Source organism: Streptomyces sp. BK340 (assembly GCF_007827595.1).
Lineage (GTDB): Bacteria > Actinomycetota > Actinomycetes > Streptomycetales > Streptomycetaceae > Streptomyces.
Genome location: NZ_VISR01000040.1, coordinates 55,484 through 74,957 on the forward strand (window position 1 = coordinate 55,484; position 19,474 = coordinate 74,957).

Below are 19,474 nucleotides of genomic sequence, written 5' to 3' on the forward strand. Positions count from 1 at the left end.
CACCCGCAGCTACCTCGCCTACTGGCGGGGGCAGGCGGGAGACGCGGCCGGCGCCGCAGCCGCATTCGAGCAGCTACTGACCGACCGAGTGCGGGTGCAGGGTGAAGACCACCCCGACACTCTGAACACCCGCAGCCAGCTCGCCTACTGGCGGGGGCAGGCGGGTGACGCGGCCGGCGCCGCAGCCGCGTACGAGCAGCTACTGACCGACCAAGTTCGAGTGCAAGGTGAAGACCACCCCGACACTCTGAACACCCGCAGCCAGCTCGCCTACTGGCGGGGGCAGGCGGGAGACGCGGCTGGCGCCGCAGCCGCGTACGAGCAGCTACTGCCCGACCAAGTTCGAGTGCAAGGTGAAGACCACCCCCACACCCTGACCACCCGCAGGCAGCTCGCCTACTGGCGGGAGAAGGCGAGAGAGACCCCCCGCGCCTGAAGGCTGACGGGATCCGACACCGTTCCCGAGCCTGACGGGCTGGGCACATGGGTTGCGGAGCATGGGCGTACGCCTACGGTTGCCCTCGACGGGCTCCGCTCCTCACCGCCCTGCACTACGCCGTTTTCAGGACGACTACTCGTAAATGGTTGCCGCTCGAAGGGCTCGTGCGAAGAAGCCCCAGTCGCCGCCGGCGGCCAGCTCGCGCCCGGCGTTGCTGTACCAGCCGTCCGCGTCGCCGATCCATGCGGCGAGGGCCTCGAGGAATCCAGCCAGGTCTGCGTTCTCCCACGAATCGCCCTCTGCGAGGTGGCTGCGGTGCAGTGAACGGACGAAAGATGCCAGGTCTTCTCTGCTGTTGACCTGATCAGGAGAAGCGGTCATGCGCGGCACTCTAATCGGCACGCCAACTGCCGGTGCATGGCGAGAAACAGGCCGTCCTGCCTGAGGTCTGGCCGTGCGGTGACCCGTGTGGTCGGCGGGCTGTGATCTGGGGTTTCGCTACTGGCGACTGTGGGCTCCTCTGTCACTGCCGGTCGCCGTCGAGTGACCTCGGGCGGCCCAGGGACGGCCCGGCAGGACGATGCTTCAGGCCCTCCGGAAGGGGCCACAGTCGAGGCCGCCTCGTTGCCGGCTCGCCGACCGTACGGCCTTCGCCACGCGGGATGTCCATCTGGCTCAGCTCCGGTGTGGACGCGACGGAGTGCGCCCGCTGGGCCGGCCACGGCATCGCGGTCCTGCACCGGGTGTACGCCAAGGTGTTGGACCAGACCCGCGAACGGGCCAACAGCCGGATCGACGCGGCGCTTCGGGAGTGGAACGAGCCGGAGTGAGGGGGTCTCCCCCGGGGGACGCCTGGGGGGGACACGCGCTGATCAGAGGTGGGATTCGGGCGGGACAGGGTGAGACACGCCCGGTGAATCCGAAGCCGAATCGAACGGAGGGCGGGAACGAAGAAACCCCCTCCGACCTGCCGTATTGGCTGTTCGGAGGGGGTTATCCCCAGTGTGGCGGCGCCAGGATTCGAACCTGGGAAGGCTGAGCCGGCAGATTTACAGTCTGCTCCCTTTGGCCGCTCGGGCACACCGCCGGGGTTGCTGCCCTTCGAACCGCTTTTCGGCGGTGCTCCCTGGCAACGACGTAAACAATACCCGATGCCGAGGGGTGCTTCGCCACCCGATTCATCGGCGCCCCTCAGGTCGCCGGGTGGCTAGGCTGGTGCGGATGCGGCCCGGTTCCACACCGGGCTAGGCGGCCGCCGCCACGCACCCGATTCGCACCCGATACAAGGAGCCACAGGACATGGCCGACTCCAGTTTCGACATCGTCTCGAAGGTCGAGCGGCAGGAGGTCGACAACGCCCTCAACCAGGCCGCCAAGGAGATCTCGCAGCGCTACGACTTCAAGGGCGTGGGTGCCTCGATCTCGTGGTCCGGTGACAAGATCCTCATGGAGGCGAACTCCGAGGACCGGGTCAACGCTGTCCTCGACGTCTTCCAGTCCAAGCTGATCAAGCGCGGCATCTCGCTCAAGGCGCTGGACGCGGGCGAGCCCCAGCTCTCCGGCAAGGAGTACAAGATCTTCGCGTCCATCGAGGAGGGCATCTCCCAGGAGAACGCGAAGAAGGTGGCGAAGATCATCCGTGACGAGGGCCCGAAGGGCGTGAAGGCCCAGGTCCAGGGCGACGAGCTGCGCGTCACCTCCAAGAGCCGCGACGACCTGCAGGCCGTGATCTCGCTGCTCAAGGGCAAGGACTTCGACTTCGCGCTGCAGTTCGTGAACTACCGGTAGGACACCGGCGGGAGACGTGCGGAAAGGGTGGGCACCCGGAGGTGCCCACCCTTTCTCCGCCCGTGGCGCGCGTCCGTCAGTCGCGCGAGTTGCCGAACAGGATGCGGTAGAGGATCAGCAGCACGAGCGAGCCGCCGATCGCCGCGGCCCAGGTCGCGCCGTCGTAGAAGTGCTTGCTGACCGGGTGGTCCAGCCAGCGCGCCGATATCCAGCCGCCGATGAACGCGCCCGCGATGCCGATGAGGGTCGTACCGATGAAGCCGCCCGGGTCGCGGCCGGGCAGCAGGACCTTGGCGATGGCTCCGGCCAGAAGCCCCAGGATGATCCAACCGATGATGCTCATGCCGTGAACCTGCCCTCCCGCGCTGTGTCCGCACTGTCCGGCCCTTGAGAATCCGGTGAGGATCGGCTGTCCGTAGCGCGCGTGTTCGTGCCGTGTCGATGAAGAGGACGCCACCGGTCCACCACGCGGTTGCGGAGATCAGTAGGGTGCGGCGCATGACCACCTCCGACACCGGCCTGCGCCGCACCCTGGGCGTGCGGGACGCCGTGATCGTGGGCCTCGGTTCGATGGTCGGGGCCGGTATCTTCTCCGCCCTCGGTCCGGCCGCGCGCGCCGCCGGACCGGGGCTGCTGATCGGTCTGGCCGTCGCGGCCGTGGTGGCCTACTGCAACGCCATGTCCTCGGCCCGCCTGGCCGCTCTCTATCCGGCCTCCGGCGGCACGTACGTGTACGGCAGGGAGCGGCTGGGCCCGTTCTGGGGCTATCTCGCCGGCTGGGCGTTCGTGGTAGGCAAGACGGCCTCCTGCGCGGCCATGGCGCTCACCGTGGGGGCGTACGTGTGGCCGGCGCAGGCGCACGCGGTGGCGGTGGCGGCCGTGGTGGCCCTGACTGCGGTGAACTACGGGGGCATCCAGAAGTCGGCGTGGCTGACGCGGGTGATCGTGGCCGTGGTGCTGGCCGTCCTCGCGTGTGTGGTGGTCGTGTGCCTGACCTCCGCGGAGGCCGATGCCGGGCGCCTCGGCATCGGGGTGTCGTCGGGTGTGGGCGGGGTGCTGCAGGCCGCCGGTCTGCTGTTCTTCGCGTTCGCCGGGTACGCGCGCATCGCGACTCTGGGCGAGGAGGTGCGGGATCCCGCGCGCACCATTCCGCGTGCCATTCCGCTGGCGCTCGGAATCGCGCTGGTCGTCTACGTGACCGTGGCGGTGGCCGTGCTCGCCGTCCTCGGCCCGGACCGGCTGGGGCACGCGGCGGCGCCGCTGGCCGAAGCGGTGCGTGCGGCCGGGGCGCCGGGTCTCGCGCCCGTGGTGCGGGTGGGGGCCGCGGTGGCCGCGCTGGGGTCGCTGCTCGCGCTGATCCTCGGAGTGTCCCGGACGACGCTCGCGATGGCCCGCGACCGTCATCTGCCCCGGGCGCTGGCCGCCGTGCATCCACGGTTCCAGGTCCCGCACCGGGCTGAGCTGGCCGTCGGCGCGGTGGTCGCCGTGCTGGCCGCGACGGTGGACGTGCGCGGCGCGATCGGCTTCTCCTCGTTCGGCGTGCTGGCCTACTACGCCGTGGCCAACGCCTCCGCCTGGACGCTGAGTCCGGCCCTGTCGGCACGCCTCGTGCCGGCCGTGGGGCTGCTCGGCTGCGCGACGCTGGCGTTCGCCCTCCCGTCGGCCTCGGTCGCCGTCGGGGCGGGCGTGCTGGCCGTGGGCGTGGCGGCCTACGGCGTTCGACGGTGGTGGGCGGGGCACCGCTCCGGCACGGCCGACGAGGCTTCCGGGCGCTAGGTGTGTTGACCTGACCGGCAGGCCCTGGGTCAGCGGGCCGCGAACGGCTCGTCCGTGCGGACGATCTCGCGGCCCAGCGGCAGCAGGGAGACCGGGATCATCTTGAAGTTGGCGATGCCGAACGGGATGCCGATGATCGTCAGGCACAGGGCGATGCCGGTGGTGATGTGGGCGAGGGCCAGCCACCAGCCGGCCAGGATCAGCCACAGCACGTTGCCGACGCACGAGGGCGCGCCCGCGTCCCGGCGCTCGACCGTGGTGTACCCGAAGGGCCACAGGGCGTAGACGCCGATGCGGAAGGCGGCGATGCCGAACGGGATGCCGATGATCGTGATGCACAGCAGCACGCCGGCGAGCAGGTAGGCGAGGAACAGCCAGAAGCCGCTCAGAACGAGCCAAATGACGTTCAGGATGGTCTTCACTGGTGGTGACCTGCCATCTTCTCGAGCCGGGCGATGCGTTCCGCCATCGGCGGGTGCGTGGAGAACATCTTGGACAGCCCCTGGCCCGCGCGGAAGGGGTTCGCGATCATCATGTGGCTCGCGGTCTCGATCCGGGGCTCGGGCGGCAGTGGGAGCTGCTGGGTGCCGACCTCCAGCTTGCGCAGGGCGCCGGCGAGGGCCAGCGGGTCTCCGGTGAGCTGGGCGCCCGAGGCGTCCGCCTCGTACTCCCTGGAGCGGCTGATGGCCAGCTGGATGAGGGAGGCGGCGATGGGGCCCAGGATCATGATCAACAGCAGGCCGAGCAGGCCCGGGCCGTCGTCGTCGTCCGAGCGGCCGACCGGGATCAGCCAGGCGAAGTTGACCAGGAACATGATCACCGAGGCGAGGGCGCCGGCCACGGAGGAGATCAGGATGTCGCGGTTGTAGACGTGGCTCAGCTCGTGGCCGATGACGCCGCGCAGCTCGCGCTCGTCGAGCAGGCGCAGGATGCCCTCGGTGCAGCACACGGCCGCGTTGCGCGGGTTGCGGCCGGTCGCGAAGGCGTTGGGTGCCTCCGTCGGGGAGATGTACAGGCGGGGCATGGGCTGGCGGGCCTGCGTGGACAGCTCGCGGACCATCCGGTACAGCGCGGGAGCCTCGAACTCGCTCACCGGGCGGGCGCGCATCGCGCGGAGCGCCAGTTTGTCGCTGTTCCAGTACGCGTAGGCGTTCGTGCCCAGCGCGACCAGAACCGCCACGATCAGTCCCGTACGGCCGAAGAAGCTGCCGATGACGATGATGAGTGCGGACAGTCCCCCGAGGAGTACGGCGGTCCTGAGCCCGTTGTGCCGGCGGTGCACGGTACGCCCTCCAAGTCGTGCAGCAGGGGAACCCTTTGGTCCAGTGGACCCTCCCGTTCTGGTCAACGCCAGGCGGCGGCCCCAAGTTCCCTTGAGCGGACGTCTGGGCACGTCGGCCGCACGGGTGACGTGCTCTTACGTCCTTCCGTGCGCCTCTTGCGCCTCGCCGCGCGCGTGGGATCGCGGGTGCCCCACGCGCGCGTGCGCGTCCTCAGAACAGTCCGGTGGCCGCGAAGCGCAGGACCAGCTGGGGTGCGCCGGAGAGGACCACGCCGACGACTCCGGTGAGGGCGAGCGCCGCGGTGAGGGGCGCCGGGACCCGGTGCCGCGCGGGGGCGCCCTCGGGGGCGCGGAACAGCAGGGCCGTCCACTGGAGGTAGTAGAAGAGGGCGATCACCACGTTGACGGCCATGACCACGGCGAGCCAGCCCAGGCCCGCGTCGACGGCCGACGCGAACACGGTCACCTTCGCGAACAGGCCGATGACGCCCGGCGGCAGTCCGGCGAGACAGAGCAGGAAGAACGCGAGGAGGAGGGCTCCGGCCGGGTTGGACGCGTACAGGCCCCGGTAGTCGCTGATCCGGTTCAGGGACTTCGTACGGCCCACCAGGGCGGCCACGGCGAAGGCGCCGAGGTTCACGGCGCCGTACATCAGGGCGTACGCGACCGTGGAGCCGATCGCCTTCTGGCCGTCCTTGACGTACGCGGCGGCGGCGATCGGCACCAGGAGGTAGCCGGCCTGACCGACCGAGGACCACGCGAGCAGGCGTACGGCGCTGTACGCGCGCGTGGCCTGCTGGCGCAGGGCACCGACATTGCCGACGGTCATGGTGAGGGCGGCCAGCGCGGCGAGCGCGGGCCCCCAGACGTCGGCGTAGGACGGGAGGGCGACGACGGTGACGAGGATCAGGCCGGAGAAGCCGACGGCCTTACCGACGACCGACAGATAGGCGGCGACGGGTAGCGGCGCGCCCACGTAGGTGTCGGGCACCCAGAAGTGGAACGGGACGGCGGCGGTCTTGAAGGCGAAGCCGACGAGGGTGAGGACGACACCGGTCTGGACGAGGGTGTCGAGCCGGCCGTCGACGTGCTGGATCCGCTGGGCGATCCGGGTCAGGTAGAGGGTGCCGGTGGAGGCGTAGACGAAGCTGATGCCCATCAGGCTGACCGCGGTGGCGGTGACCGAGGACAGGAAGAACTTCAGGGCCGCCTCGGAGGACCGCTTGTCGCCGTGCCGGATGCCGACGAGGGCGAAGGCGGGCAGGGAGGCGACCTCCAGGGCCACGATGAGCGTGGCCAGGTCGCGGGAGGCGGGCAGCAGCGCTGCGCCGGCCGCGGAGGACAGCAGCAGGAACCAGAACTCCCCGGCCGGGACGCGCTGGTGATCGTCCCTGAGGTTCGTCACCGACATCAGGGCGGCCAGTAGGGCGCCGCCGAGGGCGAGGAACTGGATGACCAGGGTGAAGTGGTCGGCCGTGTAGCTGCACACGCTCGCGTCGCCGGGCAGGCAGAAGGTGCTGCGGTCGCCGTCCAGCAGCGGCAGCAGCATCAGTGTGGCCGCGGCGAGGCCCGCGACGGAGATCCAGCCGAGGAGGGGCTTGCGCGCCTCGGGGACGAACAGGTCGGCGACGAGGACGGCGAGCCCGACCACCGCGGCGATGGTGGGCGGCGCGATCGCGAGCCAGTCGACGGACTGGACCACGGACTGCACCGTGGACTGGGCCAGCGGCTGGGCCAGGGCGCTCATCGGGTGCCTCCTGCGAGGAGCTGCTGCACGGCCGGGTCGGTCAGGCCGAGCAGGACCCTCGGCCACAGTCCGGCGACGACGGTGAGGGCGACGAGCGGGGTCCAGGCCGCGAACTCGTAGCCGTGGACGTCCGCGAGCTTCGGCATGTCCTGCCGTACGGCGCCCATGCAGACCCGGCGGACCACGATCAGCATGTACGCGGCCGTCAGCAGGGTGCCGAACGCGCCGATCGCCATGAAGGTGAGGAACGCGGGCCGGCTGAGGTCGGCGGCGGGGTTGAAAGCGCCGAACAGGGCCAGCATCTCGCCCCAGAACCCGGCGAGTCCGGGCAGGCCGAGCGAGGCCACGGCGCCGAAGGCGAGCAGTCCGCCGAGGCGCGGGGCCTTGCCGTAGAGCGCGGCGCCGGTCTCCTCGGCGAGGGTGTCGAGGTCGGTGCTGCCGGTGCGGTCCTTGAGCGCGCCGACCAGGAAGAACAGGAGGCCGGTGATGAGGCCGTGGGCGATGTTCGCGAAGAGGGCGCCGTTCACGCCGGTCGGGGTCATGGTGGCGATGCCCAGCAGGACGAAGCCCATGTGGCCGACGGAGGAGTAGGCGATCAGCCGCTTCAGGTCGCCCTTCGCGCCCTGCTTGGCGAGGGCCAGGCAGGCCAGGGACCCGTAGATGATGCCGACGACGGCGAACGCGGCGAGGTAGGGCGCGAAGGTGCGGAAGCCGTCCGGCGCGATCGGCAGCAGGATCCGGACGAATCCGTACGTCCCCATCTTCAGCAGGACGCCGGCCAGCAGGACCGAACCGACGGTCGGGGCGGCGGTGTGGGCGTCGGGCAGCCAGCTGTGCAGCGGCCACATCGGCGTCTTGACCGCGAGCCCGATCCCGATCGCCAGAACGGCGATGACCTGCACGGATGTGGTCAGCGACCGGCCGTTGTCAGTGGCGAGTGCCACCATGTCGAACGTGCCCGCCTTGATTCCGATCAGGAGCAGGCCGAGCAGCATGACGACGGAGCCGAGCAGCGTGAACAGGATGAACTTCCACGCGGCCCGGGTCCGGCCCTCGCCACCCCAGCGGGCGATGAGGAAGTACATCGGGATGAGCACCATCTCGAACGCGAGGAAGAACAGCAGCAGGTCGAGGACGGCGAAGGTCGCGAGGGTGCCGGACTCGAGCAGGAGCACCAGAGCGACGAACGCCTTCGGGGACGGGCCCGCCGGCGGCTTGAAGTACGAGTAGAGCGCGCAGAGGAAGGTCAGCAGCGCGGTCAGGACCAGAAGGGGGAGGGAGATGCCGTCGATGCCGAGGTGGATCCGCACGTCGAGTGCGGGGATCCAGCTGATGTCGGTCGTGGCCTGCATCTTCGACGGCTGGTCGTGGTCGAAGCCGAGCGCGAGGACGATCGCCGCGACGAGGATCGCGCCGGTCACCGTCACGCCGTGCCGCAGCACGGCCTGCCCGGGCGACTTCCCCTTCAGCCCGGGCGGTGCCGGCAGGAGAGCGGCGACCGCCCCGAGGAGCGGTCCGACGACGACGAACGCCAGAAGGAACTGCATCACGGACTCGTTGATATCGATCACGCCTGCTCACGCTCCCGTGGCGACGAGGAGGACGGTCACCGTCAGGACGACGGCACCGGCGAGCAGCGCGCTCACATAGGTCTGCACATTGCCGGTCTGCGCACGCCGCACCGCTGCCCCGAGCAGCCGGGGCAGGGCGGCCGCACCGCGTACGTAGGTGTCCACGACCGCGCTGTCGAGGAACCGCACGAGGCTCGCTCCGGCCTGCACCGGGCGGACGAACAGCACCGAGTAGACGGCGTCCAGGTGGAAGCCGACGGCAGCGTGCCGGTACAGCGGGCCGAGCAGCAGCCGGCCGGGGTCGGGCGCGTGGGCGAGTTCGCCGTAGGCCGGCCCGTGGTCGGCGAGGGCGTGGGCCTCTACCAGGCTCGCGTCGCCCTCCGGGTGGGCGGCGGCCTCGCCCTGGAGGCTCTCCCACTCGAAGGAGGGCGCGGGCGCTGCCGGGACGCGGGCGGCGAGCGCGCGGGTGCGCTGCCAAGTGCCGTAGGTGACGAGCCCGCCGACCAGGGCGAGGCCGGTGCCGAGGACGGAGGTGAGGAGCATCGGGGTCAGGTCGCGGCCGTCGAACCAGGCGGGCAGCGAGCGGTAGGCGAGCCCGCCGAAGGCCAGGGACGGCACGGCCAGCACCCACAGTACGACGGTCATCGTGAGCGGCTGGCGGCCGTGGTCGGGGGCTTCGGCACCCTTGCCGCGGAAGGCCAGCAGCCACAGGCGCGTGGCGTAGGCGGCGGTGAGCAGGGCCGTGAGCAGACCGGCGACGAGGACGGTCCAGCCCGCCGCGCCGGGGGCGTGGCCGGTGTGGCCGGTGGCCACGTGCTCGGCGGCGCCCAGGACGGACTCCTTGGAGAAGAAGCCGCTGAAGGGAGGGACGGCGGCGAGCGCGAGGAGCGCCACGGTCATCGTCCAGTAGGCGTCCGGGACGCGGTCGCGCAGGTGGCTCATGCGGGACATGGCGGCCAGCGAGTTGGTGCCGGCGGCGTGGATGATCACGCCGGCCGCGAGGAACAGCAGCGCCTTGAAGGCGCCGTGCGACAGGAGGTGGAAGACGGCGGCACCGCGGTCACCGACGGCGAGCGCGCCGGTCATGTAGCCGAGCTGGCCGATCGTCGAGTAGGCGAGGACGCGCTTGATGTCGTCCTGGGCGAGCGCGGCGAGGCCGGAGCCGGTCATCGTGACGGCGGCCATGACGGCGAGGACCACCATCGCGGCCTGGGACGCCTCGAACACCGGGAGGAGACGGGCGACGAAGTAGACACCGGCGGCGACCATCGTCGCGGCGTGGATCAGCGCCGAGACGGGCGTCGGGCCGGCCATCGCGTCGGGGAGCCAGGTGTGCAGCGGGAACTGCGCCGACTTGCCGGCCACGCCCGCGAGCAGCAGCAGGGCGACCAGGGTCGGGTGGTCGATGCCGCCGCCGGCCACGGCGCCCAGGACGCGGGTGATCTGGAACGAGCCGGCGGCCGTGCCCAGGGCGAACAGGCCGATGAGGAACGGCACGTCACCGAGCTTGGTGACCAGGAAGGCCTTCAGGGAGGCGGCGCGGGCCTCGGGGGTCTCCCAGTAGTGGCCGACCAGGAAGTAGGAGCAGATGCCCATGACTTCCCAGCCGACCAGCAGCACGATCAGGTCGCCGGAGTAGACGACCACGAGCATCGCGGAGGTGAACAGGGAGACGAGGGCCGCGTACGAGGGGTAGCGCGGGTCGTCGCGCAGGTAGCCCGTCGAGTAGATCTGCACGCAGGTCGCGACGAAGGCGACCAGGACGGCGACGAGCGCGGCGAAGCCGTCGATGTCCAGGGACAGCTCGATCGGCACCGAACCGGTCGGGGTCAGCTCGGTGTGGGCCGCGATGGGCGGGCCGCCGCCCTGGCGTACGGCGACCAGCGCGGCCAGCACGAGCGCGGCCAGGGCCGGCAGTACGGCGAGCGGGCGGACGAAACCGGGGGCGGTACGGCCCAGCAGCAGGCCGGCAGCGGCGCCCAGGAACGGCAGGAGGGGGACGAGGACGGCGAGGGTGGTCGTGGTCACGCGGTGGCCTCAGCCTTCTCGGCCGCGGGGGTGTCGGTGCCGGGGCCGTCGGTGTCGTCGCCGTGGCCCTCGGCGGTGTCGCGGAGCTTGTCGATGTCGGAGGTGCCGCGGTTGCGGTACACGGCGAGCACGATCGCCAGGCCGATGCCGATCTCGGCGGCGGCGATGGCGATGGTGAACAGGGTCAGCGCCTGACCGGAGTGCAGGGTCTCCGCGGCGGCCCGGCTGAGCCAGACGTCGAAAGCGACCAGGTTGAGGTTGACGGCGTTGAGCATCAGCTCGACCGACATCAGGACCAGGATCGCGTTGCGGCGGGCGAGGACGCCGTACAGGCCGGTGCAGAAGAGGAGGGCGGAGAGAACGGCGGGATAGACGAGGTGCATCAGCGCGCGCCTTCCTTGTCGCCGGGGACGGTCACCGCGGTGGCCGGGACGCCGGAGGCCGTGGCCGGGGTGCCGGAGGCCTGGCCCGTCGTGCCGGAGGCCGTGTCCGCCTTCGCCTTGCGGGACAGGACGATCGCGCCGACCAGGGCCGCGAGGAGGAGGACGGAGAGGGCCTCGAAGGGCAGGACCCAGTTCTGGAAGAGGCTCTCGCCGGTGACCCTGGTGGTGCCGGCGGCCGGGCCGGTCAGGTCGATCCAGGTCGTGCGGAACGCGTCGGCGACCACCCACACCAGGGCGCCGGCGGCGGCCACCGCGACGGCGAGGGCGATCCAGCGGTTGCCGGAGTCGGCGTCCGGGGAGCGGCCGATGGGGGCCTTGGTGAGCATCAGGCCGAACAGGAGGAGGACGACGACGGAGCCGACGTAGATGAGGACCTGCACCCAGGCGATGAACTCGGCGGTGAGCAGGAGGTACTCGACGGCGAGGCCGCCGAGCGTGACCACCAGCCACAGGGCGGCGTGCACCAGCTGTCGGGTGGTGACGGTGACGAGGGCCGCGCCGAAGGTGACCAGGCCGACGAGCAGGAAGGCGATCTCGACACCGGTCGGGGACAGGAAGCCGTGCTGGGCTGCGGCGAGGCTCACGACTCCCCCTCCTGCGGTTCGGCCTGTGCGGCGGCCAGCTTCTCGGCGGTCTTGCGGGCGGCGGCGATCTCCTTCGGCTCCTCCGCGCCCGCGTCCAGGGCGGGCGGGGCGGGGACGGTCCACATCCACTCGCGGAGCTTGTCGCGCTCGTGGGTGAGTTCGTGGATGTCGGTCTCGGCGTACTCGAACTCCGGGGACCAGAACAGCGCGTCGAAAGGACAGACCTCGATGCAGATACCGCAGTACATGCACAGGGAGAAGTCGATGGCGAACCGGTCGAGGACGTTGCGGCTGCGCTCGCGGCCGCCGGGGGCGGCCGGCGGGACCGTCTCCTTGTGGGAGTCGATGTAGATGCACCAGTCCGGGCACTCGCGGGCGCACAGCATGCAGACCGTGCAGTTCTCCTCGAACAGGCCGATGACCCCGCGGGTGCGGGGCGGCAGTTCGGGCTGGGCGTCCGGGTACTGCTCGGTGACCGACTTCCTCGTCATCGTGCGGAGGGTGACGGCCAGGCCTTTGGCCAGGCCGGAGCCAGGGATGGGGGCCATTAGGAGATCACCACCTTGACGATGCCGGTGAGGGCGATCTGGGCGAGGGAGAGGGGGACGAGAAGGGTCCAGGAGAGCTTCTGGAGCTGGTCCTCGCGCAGGCGGGGGTAGGTGACGCGAAGCCAGATGACGACGAAGGCGAGGATCGCGGTCTTCAGCAGGGTCCACAGCCAGCCCAGGCCGTCGGCGCCCCAGGGGCCGTGCCAGCCGCCCAGGAAGAGGACGGTGGTCAGAGCGCACAGGACGATGATTCCGGCGTACTCGGCGAGCAGGAACAGCGCGAAGCGCAGACCGGTGTACTCGGTGTACGCGCCGAAGATGATCTCCGAGTCGGCGACGGGCATGTCGAAGGGCGGGCGTTGCAGTTCGGCGAGGCCGGCCACGAAGAACACGACGGCGCCCACGATCTGCCAGGGCAGCCACCACCAGTGGAAGGCGTGCACGATGCCCGGCAGGGAGACGGTGCCTGCCGCCATGGCCACGGAGGCCGCGGCGAGCAGCATCGGGAGTTCGTAGGCGAGCAGCTGGGCGGCCGTGCGCAGGCCGCCGAGCAGGGAGAACTTGTTCGCGCTGGCCCAGCCGGCCATGAGCGAGCCGAGGACGCCGACGCCCATCACCGCGAGCACGAAGAAGATACCCGCGTCCAGGACCTGGCCGACCGCTCCCTCGCTCGGCCCGATCGGGATGGCGAGCAGCACGAGCAGGTACGGCAGCAGGGCCACGGCGGGGGCCAGCTGGAAGACGCGGCGGTCGGCGCCCGCCGGGACCACGTCCTCCTTCTGCGCGAACTTCACGCCGTCGGCGATGAGCTGGGCCCAGCCGTGGAAGCCGCCCGCGTACATCGGGCCGAGGCGGCCCTGCATGTGGGCCATCACCTTGTGCTCGGTCTGGCCGACGATGAGGGGGAAGGTCAGGAAGACGACGAACACGGCCACGAGTCGCAGGGCGACGTCCAGCGCGTCGTTCACTGCGGGCCTCCTGTGGGGTCGTCGGGGGTTTCGGGGGTCTCAGAGCTGCGGGGGGCGTCAGAGCTGTCGGAGGTGCTCCGGTCCCCGGCCGCCTTGGGGGGTTCAGGTGTCTTCGGGGCCTCGGGTGCCTGAGGTGCTTCGGGCGCCTTGGGGCCCTCGGGCGCCTGAGGTGCTTCGGGCGCCTTGGGGGCCCGGTTCTCGTCGGGTGCCTGCTCGCCCTCCGGCGCCTGCTCCGGCTTCTGCTGGTCCTCGAACGCCGGGCGCGCGTGGTGCCAGGGGGCGTCCGAGCTGCGCGGGGTGTGTTGGGAGGCCGAGCCCTCCGAGGCACTGCGCGCGCGGCGCGGACCTGCCGGTGCCTCCGCCTCAGCCCCGGCCGCCACCTGGCTCGCCGAGCCCTCGCTCGCGCTCCTCGTCCGACGCGGCCGCGCGGCAGCACCACCGGTCCCGGCCGCCCCGGCCGCCCCGGCTGCTCCAGCCGCTCCAGCCGCTCCAGCCGCTCCAGCCGCTCCAGCCGCTCCAGCCGCTCCAGCCGCAGTCTCTGCGGCCTGGTCGGATGCCTGGCTGGCCGAGCCCTCCGCCGCCGTACGCGTCCGTCGTGCCGGACGCTCGCCGGCCGCGGCGCGCTCTCCGGCCACGCGGGCCGGCCGCTCCCCAGCCGCGCGGGCCGGACGGGCCGGACGGGCCGGGGCAGGCGGCAGCTGGCCCTTCAGTGGGCCCCACTCGTTCGGGTCCGGGACGCCCGGCGGGAGCATCTGGCGACGCTTGGGGCCACCGTGCTCGGACTCGCCCGGCTCCTTGGCGCCGGGCCAGGCCTTGGCCACACGGGCGGCGAGGACGAAATCCTTGCGCAGGGGGTGGCCCTCGAAGGTCTCCGGGAGGAGGAGGTGCTCCAGGCCCGGGTGGCCCTCGAAGTCGACGCCGAACATCTCGTGGGTCTCGCGCTCGTGCCAGGCCGCGCCCGCGTAGACGCCGACGGCGGAAGGCAGCTTCGGCGCCTCGTGCGGGACCGTCGTCCGCACGAGCAGGCGGCGGACCGGCGCGAGGGCGACGACGTGGGCGGAGACGCGGAAGCCCGTGCCCGGTTCGTCGACGGCGCTCAGCCAGTCGAAGTAGGTGCAGGACAGGGTCGTACGGGCCGTCTCCAGGGCGGTGAGCCAGGAGGACGGCGGGACGTCCACCGTCAGGACCTCGTACGACTCCTCGGCCGTGGCCTGCGGGCCGAAGAGCTCCTCGGCGGGGGCGGGCAGCCAGCCGACCGTGCTCATCGCGCGCCCTCCTCGGGCGAGGCCGGAGCCGAAGCCGGGGCCGAAGCAGGCGCCGGGGGCTTCACCAGGCCGCTCTGCAGGGCGGCGGTGGACGGCCGGTGCGAGGCGTACCGCTCCTCCAGCGACTCGCGGGCGATCTTCTCCTGGAGCTTGAGGATGCCCTGGAGGAGCGCCTCGGGCCGCGGCGGGCAGCCGGGGACGTACACGTCGACCGGGATGATCTGGTCGACGCCCTTGGTGACCGAGTAGGAGTCCCAGTACGGTCCGCCGCAGTTGGAGCAGGCGCCGAAGGAGATGACGTACTTGGGTTCCGGCATCTGCTCGTACAGACGCTTCACGGCCGGGGCCATCTTGTCCGTGACCGTGCCGGAGACGACCATCAGGTCGGCCTGGCGGGGGCCCGGCGCGAAGGGGATGACACCGAGGCGGATGAAGTCGTGGCGGGCCATCGACGCGGCGATGAACTCGATCGCGCAGCAGGCGAGGCCGAAGTTGAACACCCACAGCGAGTAGCGGCGGCCCCAGTTCAGGACCACCTTCATGGGCTCGGGCGCGAGCCGGGCGAGGGCGCCCAGCCGCTTCGGCTCGGGAAGCAGGAGAGGCTCCGCACCGGACGGGTTCACGTCCATGTCAGGACCCCCTTCTTGTAGGCGTACAGCAGGCCCACGGCGAGGAAGCCGAGGAAGATGAACATCTCCACCAGGGTCGTCGCGCCGTAGCCGGGGGCGGCGAAGACCGTCGCCCAGGGGAACAGGAAGATCGAGTCGACCGCGAAGATCACGTACAGGAAGGCGTAGACGTAGTAGCGGACCTGGGTGTGGGCCCAGCCCTCGCCGACCGGGTCGACCCCGCACTCGTAGGTCAGCAGTTTCTCGGGGGTGGGCACGACCGGGCGCAGCAGCCGTCCGGCGCCGAACGCGACCGCGACGAAGAGCACGCCGATGAGGGCGAGCAGTCCCACGACCGAATAGGACCGGAAGTAGCCGGCCGCGACGTCCGCCGCGGCGATCGTCGAGTGCCCCAACGTCTCCCGCACCGTCCGCCCTCGCTCCCTGACCTCGTGACTTGGTGAACCCTGTGATGCAACGTGATTCGAGGATCTGTACGCACGGGAGTCTAGGCCCTGATAAAGACACGGTAAGCAGCCCGTCACACCGTGAGATGTGGGGACCGTGCGGAGGGTGGGGTTTTCCCCCGGGAACGGGGGCGGTGGACCGCATGGCGCAAGGGGTGCCGGGCACGGCAGGCTGGCCGGTATGACCGCTCCCGCTCCCGCCTCCGCCGCCGACCGGACCGACGGCCCCGACCGTCTGCCTCCGGCGCGGTTCGCCCTCGGCCCGCACACCTGGAAGGAGATCGCGCATCTCCTGCTGAACCTGCCGGTGGCGCTGCTCGGTTTCACCTACGTGTTCACCGTGGTGCTGGTCAGCGGAGTACTCACCCTCACGGTGATCGGACTCCCGCTGCTGGCCGTCTGTCTGCTGGGCGCCCGGCAGCTGGGCAAGCTGGAGCGGCTCCGGTCCCGGGCGCTGCTCGGGGTGCGGGTCGAGGAGCCGACGCCACTGCCGATCGCCAGGGGCGGGGGGCCGATGCAGCGGCTGTGGCTGGCGCTGAAGGACCCGGTGGGCTGGCGGACGCTGCTGTACGACTTCATCCGGCTGCCCTGGGGGATCCTCACCTTCGCCCTCGTGCTGGCCTCGCTGTTCGTGCTGTGGCCGGTGCTGCCGTTCATCACGCGTGGACTGGCCAACGTGGACCGGGCGATGGTGCGCGGGCTGCTGTCGCCCTCCGACGAGCTGGAACGCCGCATCGCGGAGCTGGAGTCGGACCGCGGGATCGTGGTCGACACGGCGGCCGCCGATCTGCGCCGCATCGAGCGGGACCTGCACGACGGGGCGCAGGCCCGGCTGGTGAACCTGGCGATGGGCCTCGGTCTGGCCAAGGAGAAGCTGCGGGAGGGCCGGGCCGACGAGCACGTCGCCGCGATGGTGGCGGAGGCGCACGGCGAGGTGAAGCTCGCGCTGCAGGAGCTGCGTGACCTCGCGCGCGGGATCCATCCGGCCGTACTGACCGACCGGGGCCTGGACGCGGCCCTCTCCTCCGTCGCCTCCCGCTGCACGGTCCCGGTGAAGGTGACGGCGGACCTGCCGGCCCGACCGGCCCCCGCCATCGAGGGCATCGCCTACTTCACCGTCTCCGAGCTGCTGCAGAACCTCAGCAAGCACAGCCAGGCGCGCTCGGCCTCGGTGGAGGTGTGGCGCTCGGACGACCGGCTGCTCATCCAGGTCCGGGACGACGGCCGCGGCGGCGCCACTCTGGAGGGCGGCAGCGGGATGCGGGGACTGGCGGAGCGGCTGGGCGCGGTGGACGGCCTGTTCGTGGTCGACTCGCCGGCCGGCGGCCCGACGGTGGTCACGGCGGAGCTGCCCTGGCGGGACCGCAAGGAGTAGGCGCACGGCCCGGCGCACCCGGCACGCCCCGGAGGGTGGGGAAAACCCCCGGCCCAAGAGGCCGACGGCCTCCATGGCCCGGGAAGGCGCCGCGCACCAGGCTGGGAGTCACGGCAGCACGCCGCCAGGACGAGGAGAACGGGACGACACCGATGGCCACGGAGTACGGACAGGAGTACGGGCGGGGACACGGGCACCCGGCCGGATCCGGCTTCCCCGCCCCCGACGGGGAGCGCCGCCACCTGCTGCCCGCCGCGCTGCGGGCACCGTTCGAGGCGCGCAGCTGGCGCGAGTTCGGCTACGTGCTGCTGAGCCTGCCGATCTCGGCCGTGCTGTTCAGCTGGACGGTCACCATGGTGGCGCTCGGCGCGGGCCTGCTGGTGACCTTCCTCGGCATCCCCGTGCTGGCCGCGGCGCTCGCGAGCTGCCGCGGCTTCGGCGCGCTGGAGCGCACGCGCGCGCGTGCGCTGCTGCGCCTGGAGGTGGCCGACCCGGAGCCGCTGCGGGCGCGCCGGCAGGGTGCGTTCGCGTGGATGGGCGCGGTGCTGAAGAGCGGCACGTCGTGGCGGCATCTGCTGTACACGCTGCTGCAGTTCCCCTGGTCGCTGTTCTCGTTCGTCGTGGCGGTGAACTTCTGGGCGTACGGCTGGGCGCTGCTGACGTACCCGCTGTGGTTCTGGGTGTTCCCGATGTACGGCGGCCAGGGCGGTCTGCAGCTGTACGGCGACGCGCAGCACAGCGTCTACCTCGACAACCCGTTCGAGATCACCGTGACCGCGCTGGTCGGCCTGCTGTTCACGCTGGCCACGCCCTGGGTCGTACGGGGGCTGACCACGGTGGACGGGCTGCTGGTGCGCGGGCTGCTCGGTCCGTCGCGGCTCTCGGCGCGGGTCGTGGAGCTGGAGTCGGACCGCGGGGTCGTGGTGGACACGGCGGCCGCCGATCTGCGCCGCATCGAGCGGGACCTGCACGACGGGGCGCAGGCCCGGCTGGTGAGCCTGGCCATGGATCTGGGCCTGGCCAAGGAGAAGCTGCGGGAGGACCCGCAGGCGGCGGCCCGGATGGTGGAGGAGGCCCACGGCGAGGTGAAGACGGCCCTGCAGGAGCTGCGTGACCTCGCGCGCGGGATCCATCCGGCCGTACTGACCGACCGGGGCCTGGACGCGGCCCTCTCCTCGGTCGCCTCCCGCTGCACGGTCCCGGTGCGGGTGGAGGTCGACCTGCCGGCCCGGCCGGCCCCCGCCATCGAGGGCATCGCCTACTTCACCGTCTCCGAGCTGCTGCAGAACATCAGCAAGCACAGCCGGGCGCGCTCCGCCTCGGTCGACGTGTGGCACGCGGAGGACCGGCTGATGCTCCAGGTGGTGGACGACGGGGTGGGCGGCGCGGACGCGACCCGGGGCTCGGGCCTGGCGGGCCTGGCGGGCCGTCTGGACGCGGTGGACGGGATCCTGGTGGTGGACTCACCGGCCGGCGGCCCCACCCGGGTGATCGCCGAGCTGCCCTGGCGGGCGTGAGAGTGCGGGTGCCGCCGGCGGGCGCGAGAGTGCGGGTGACTCCGGCGCGCGCTGGAGCTCGAGCCGCCCCGGCGGCCCTGAGGGTGCCGGCTGCCCCGGCAGGCCTGAGACGCGAGCCGCCCCGGCGTGCTTGAGGGCGCCGGCTGCCCCGGCGTGCTTCAGGGGCGCGAGCCGCTCCGGCGGGCCTGAGGGCGCACTTCGACCGCGGTACGGCCTCCTGCGACATCCCCCGATTCCCCAGCTCCTGCGCGCGACGGCCCGAATGCTGGAATGCTGGACCTTCGTACAGGACGCCGTCGGAAGGTCGGGCTGTGGGGGGCCGGGAGATCGTGGAGGACAGGGTGCGGGTCGTCATCGCCGAGGACTCGGTGCTGCTCAGGGAGGGCCTGACCCGGTTGCTGACCGACCGCGGGCACGATGTCGTGGCGGGCGTCGGGGACGCGGAGGCGCTGATCAAGACCATCGCCGACCTGGACGCGCAGGGCACGCTGCCCGACGTGGTGGTGGCGGACGTACGGATGCCGCCGACGCACACCGACGAGGGCGTCCGGGCGGCCGTACGGCTGCGCAAGGCTCACCCCGGGCTCGGGGTGCTGGTGCTGTCGCAGTACGTGGAGGAGCGCTACGCCACCGAACTGCTGGCCGGTTCGAGCCGGGGCGTGGGCTATCTGCTCAAGGACCGGGTCGCCGAGGTGCGTGAGTTCGTGGACGCCGTGGTGCGGGTGGCCGAGGGCGGTACGGCGCTGGACCCCGAAGTGGTCGCCCAGCTGCTCGGGCGCAGCCGTAAGCAGGACGTGCTCGCCGGGCTCACCCCGCGTGAGCGCGAGGTGCTGGGACTGATGGCGGAGGGCCGGACGAACTCGGCGATCGCCCGGCAGCTGGTGGTCAGCGACGGGGCCGTGGAGAAGCACGTCAGCAACATCTTCCTGAAGCTCGGGCTCTCCCAGAGTGACGGCGATCACCGGCGTGTTCTGGCGGTTCTCACCTACCTGAACTCGTAACGGGCTGACACTGTGTCAGCAGCGTGTCAGTCCGTCCGGCTTCTGTGGAGACCGGACGTCCGGGTGG

General features: G+C 71.7%; 21 protein-coding genes and 1 tRNA gene. 7 read left to right on the forward strand and 15 right to left on the reverse strand.

What is annotated here, in order from left to right; genetic code table 11:
* The coding region (locus tag FB157_RS43295) for a tetratricopeptide repeat protein (protein WP_145886789.1) at positions 1–436 on the forward strand (436 nt) is incomplete at its 5' end.
* A 135-nt stretch (positions 437–571) separates the two neighbouring features.
* On the opposite strand, the gene FB157_RS43300 is transcribed toward FB157_RS43295, so the two are convergent.
* Positions 572–820, reverse strand: coding sequence for a hypothetical protein (locus FB157_RS43300; protein ID WP_145886729.1), 249 nt, complete (start codon positions 818–820; stop codon positions 572–574).
* A gap of 281 nt (positions 821–1,101) precedes the next feature.
* Between FB157_RS43300 and FB157_RS43305 the strand changes: the two genes are divergently transcribed.
* Complete coding sequence (locus FB157_RS43305) at positions 1,102–1,269, forward strand: hypothetical protein (RefSeq protein ID WP_261386929.1); 168 nt, start codon at positions 1,102–1,104, stop codon at positions 1,267–1,269.
* A 175-nt stretch (positions 1,270–1,444) separates the two neighbouring features.
* Here FB157_RS43305 and FB157_RS43310 read toward each other — a convergent pair.
* Positions 1,445–1,526, reverse strand: a tRNA-Tyr gene (locus FB157_RS43310).
* A gap of 212 nt (positions 1,527–1,738) precedes the next feature.
* On the opposite strand from FB157_RS43310, the gene FB157_RS43315 reads away from it, so the two are divergent.
* On the forward strand, positions 1,739–2,227 hold the full coding sequence (locus FB157_RS43315; protein WP_145886731.1) for a YajQ family cyclic di-GMP-binding protein: 489 nt from the start codon (positions 1,739–1,741) through the stop codon (positions 2,225–2,227).
* 76 nt (positions 2,228–2,303) lie between these two features.
* Here FB157_RS43315 and FB157_RS43320 read toward each other — a convergent pair whose 3' ends face one another.
* Positions 2,304–2,570: a GlsB/YeaQ/YmgE family stress response membrane protein gene (locus FB157_RS43320; protein WP_145886733.1), complete on the reverse strand. Its 267-nt coding sequence runs from the start codon at positions 2,568–2,570 to the stop codon at positions 2,304–2,306.
* A 155-nt stretch (positions 2,571–2,725) separates the two neighbouring features.
* On the opposite strand from FB157_RS43320, the gene FB157_RS43325 reads away from it, so the two are divergent.
* The gene (locus tag FB157_RS43325; protein WP_145886735.1) at positions 2,726–4,003 is read left to right on the forward strand and encodes an APC family permease; all 1,278 of its coding nucleotides are present in this window, start codon (positions 2,726–2,728) and stop codon (positions 4,001–4,003) included.
* A 29-nt stretch (positions 4,004–4,032) separates the two neighbouring features.
* Here the strand turns inward: FB157_RS43325 and FB157_RS43330 are convergent, their stop codons facing one another.
* The 12 genes from FB157_RS43330 to FB157_RS43385 form a co-directional block, all read right to left on the reverse strand.
* Positions 4,033–4,425, reverse strand: coding sequence for a YccF domain-containing protein (locus FB157_RS43330; protein WP_145886737.1), 393 nt, complete (start codon positions 4,423–4,425; stop codon positions 4,033–4,035).
* Positions 4,422–5,285: a zinc metalloprotease HtpX gene (gene htpX, locus FB157_RS43335; protein ID WP_145886739.1), complete on the reverse strand. Its 864-nt coding sequence runs from the start codon at positions 5,283–5,285 to the stop codon at positions 4,422–4,424. Before htpX ends, FB157_RS43330 begins: the two co-directional genes overlap by 4 nt.
* 211 nt (positions 5,286–5,496) lie before the next feature.
* Entirely contained in the window at positions 5,497–7,032 is a 1,536-nt protein-coding gene (locus FB157_RS43340) for an NADH-quinone oxidoreductase subunit N (RefSeq protein WP_186581941.1), read from the reverse strand.
* Positions 7,029–8,603, reverse strand: coding sequence for an NADH-quinone oxidoreductase subunit M (locus FB157_RS43345; RefSeq protein ID WP_145886741.1), 1,575 nt, complete (start codon positions 8,601–8,603; stop codon positions 7,029–7,031). Before FB157_RS43345 ends, FB157_RS43340 begins: the two co-directional genes overlap by 4 nt.
* A 6-nt stretch (positions 8,604–8,609) precedes the next feature.
* On the reverse strand, positions 8,610–10,631 hold the full coding sequence (locus FB157_RS43350; protein ID WP_145886743.1) for an NADH-quinone oxidoreductase subunit L: 2,022 nt from the start codon (positions 10,629–10,631) through the stop codon (positions 8,610–8,612).
* Positions 10,628–11,014 carry an NADH-quinone oxidoreductase subunit NuoK gene (gene nuoK, locus FB157_RS43355; protein ID WP_145886746.1) on the reverse strand — a complete coding sequence of 129 codons (387 nt, stop codon included), beginning with the start codon at positions 11,012–11,014 and terminating at the stop codon, positions 10,628–10,630. The genes FB157_RS43350 and nuoK overlap by 4 nt, the downstream gene beginning before the upstream one ends.
* Positions 11,014–11,658 carry an NADH-quinone oxidoreductase subunit J gene (locus tag FB157_RS43360; RefSeq protein ID WP_145886749.1) on the reverse strand — a complete coding sequence of 215 codons (645 nt, stop codon included), beginning with the start codon at positions 11,656–11,658 and terminating at the stop codon, positions 11,014–11,016. The genes nuoK and FB157_RS43360 overlap by 1 nt, the downstream gene beginning before the upstream one ends.
* The gene (locus FB157_RS43365; protein ID WP_145886751.1) at positions 11,655–12,206 is read right to left on the reverse strand and encodes an NADH-quinone oxidoreductase subunit I; all 552 of its coding nucleotides are present in this window, start codon (positions 12,204–12,206) and stop codon (positions 11,655–11,657) included. Before FB157_RS43365 ends, FB157_RS43360 begins: the two co-directional genes overlap by 4 nt.
* Positions 12,206–13,174, reverse strand: coding sequence for a complex I subunit 1 family protein (locus FB157_RS43370; RefSeq protein ID WP_145886753.1), 969 nt, complete (start codon positions 13,172–13,174; stop codon positions 12,206–12,208). The genes FB157_RS43365 and FB157_RS43370 overlap by 1 nt, the downstream gene beginning before the upstream one ends.
* Complete coding sequence (locus FB157_RS43375; RefSeq protein ID WP_145886755.1) at positions 13,171–14,439, reverse strand: NADH-quinone oxidoreductase subunit C; 1,269 nt, start codon at positions 14,437–14,439, stop codon at positions 13,171–13,173. Before FB157_RS43375 ends, FB157_RS43370 begins: the two co-directional genes overlap by 4 nt.
* Positions 14,436–15,068 carry an NADH-quinone oxidoreductase subunit B gene (locus tag FB157_RS43380; protein WP_145886757.1) on the reverse strand — a complete coding sequence of 211 codons (633 nt, stop codon included), beginning with the start codon at positions 15,066–15,068 and terminating at the stop codon, positions 14,436–14,438. Before FB157_RS43380 ends, FB157_RS43375 begins: the two co-directional genes overlap by 4 nt.
* Entirely contained in the window at positions 15,059–15,475 is a 417-nt protein-coding gene (locus FB157_RS43385; RefSeq protein WP_145886759.1) for an NADH-quinone oxidoreductase subunit A, read from the reverse strand. The genes FB157_RS43380 and FB157_RS43385 overlap by 10 nt, the downstream gene beginning before the upstream one ends.
* Positions 15,476–15,695: 220 nt before the next feature.
* Between FB157_RS43385 and FB157_RS43390 the strand changes: the two genes are divergently transcribed.
* From FB157_RS43390 to FB157_RS43400, 3 genes are all read left to right on the forward strand, one after another.
* A complete protein-coding gene (locus tag FB157_RS43390) occupies positions 15,696–16,889 on the forward strand; it encodes a sensor histidine kinase (RefSeq protein ID WP_145886761.1) in 1,194 nt (397 codons plus the stop codon).
* A 152-nt stretch (positions 16,890–17,041) separates the two neighbouring features.
* Positions 17,042–18,406 (forward strand): sensor histidine kinase, encoded by a 1,365-nt coding sequence (locus FB157_RS43395; protein ID WP_145886763.1) that lies wholly within the window; start codon positions 17,042–17,044, stop codon positions 18,404–18,406.
* Between the two features lie 341 nt (positions 18,407–18,747).
* On the forward strand, positions 18,748–19,407 hold the full coding sequence (locus tag FB157_RS43400) for a response regulator transcription factor (RefSeq protein ID WP_315903872.1): 660 nt from the start codon (positions 18,748–18,750) through the stop codon (positions 19,405–19,407).
* Positions 19,408–19,474 lie beyond the last annotated feature (67 nt).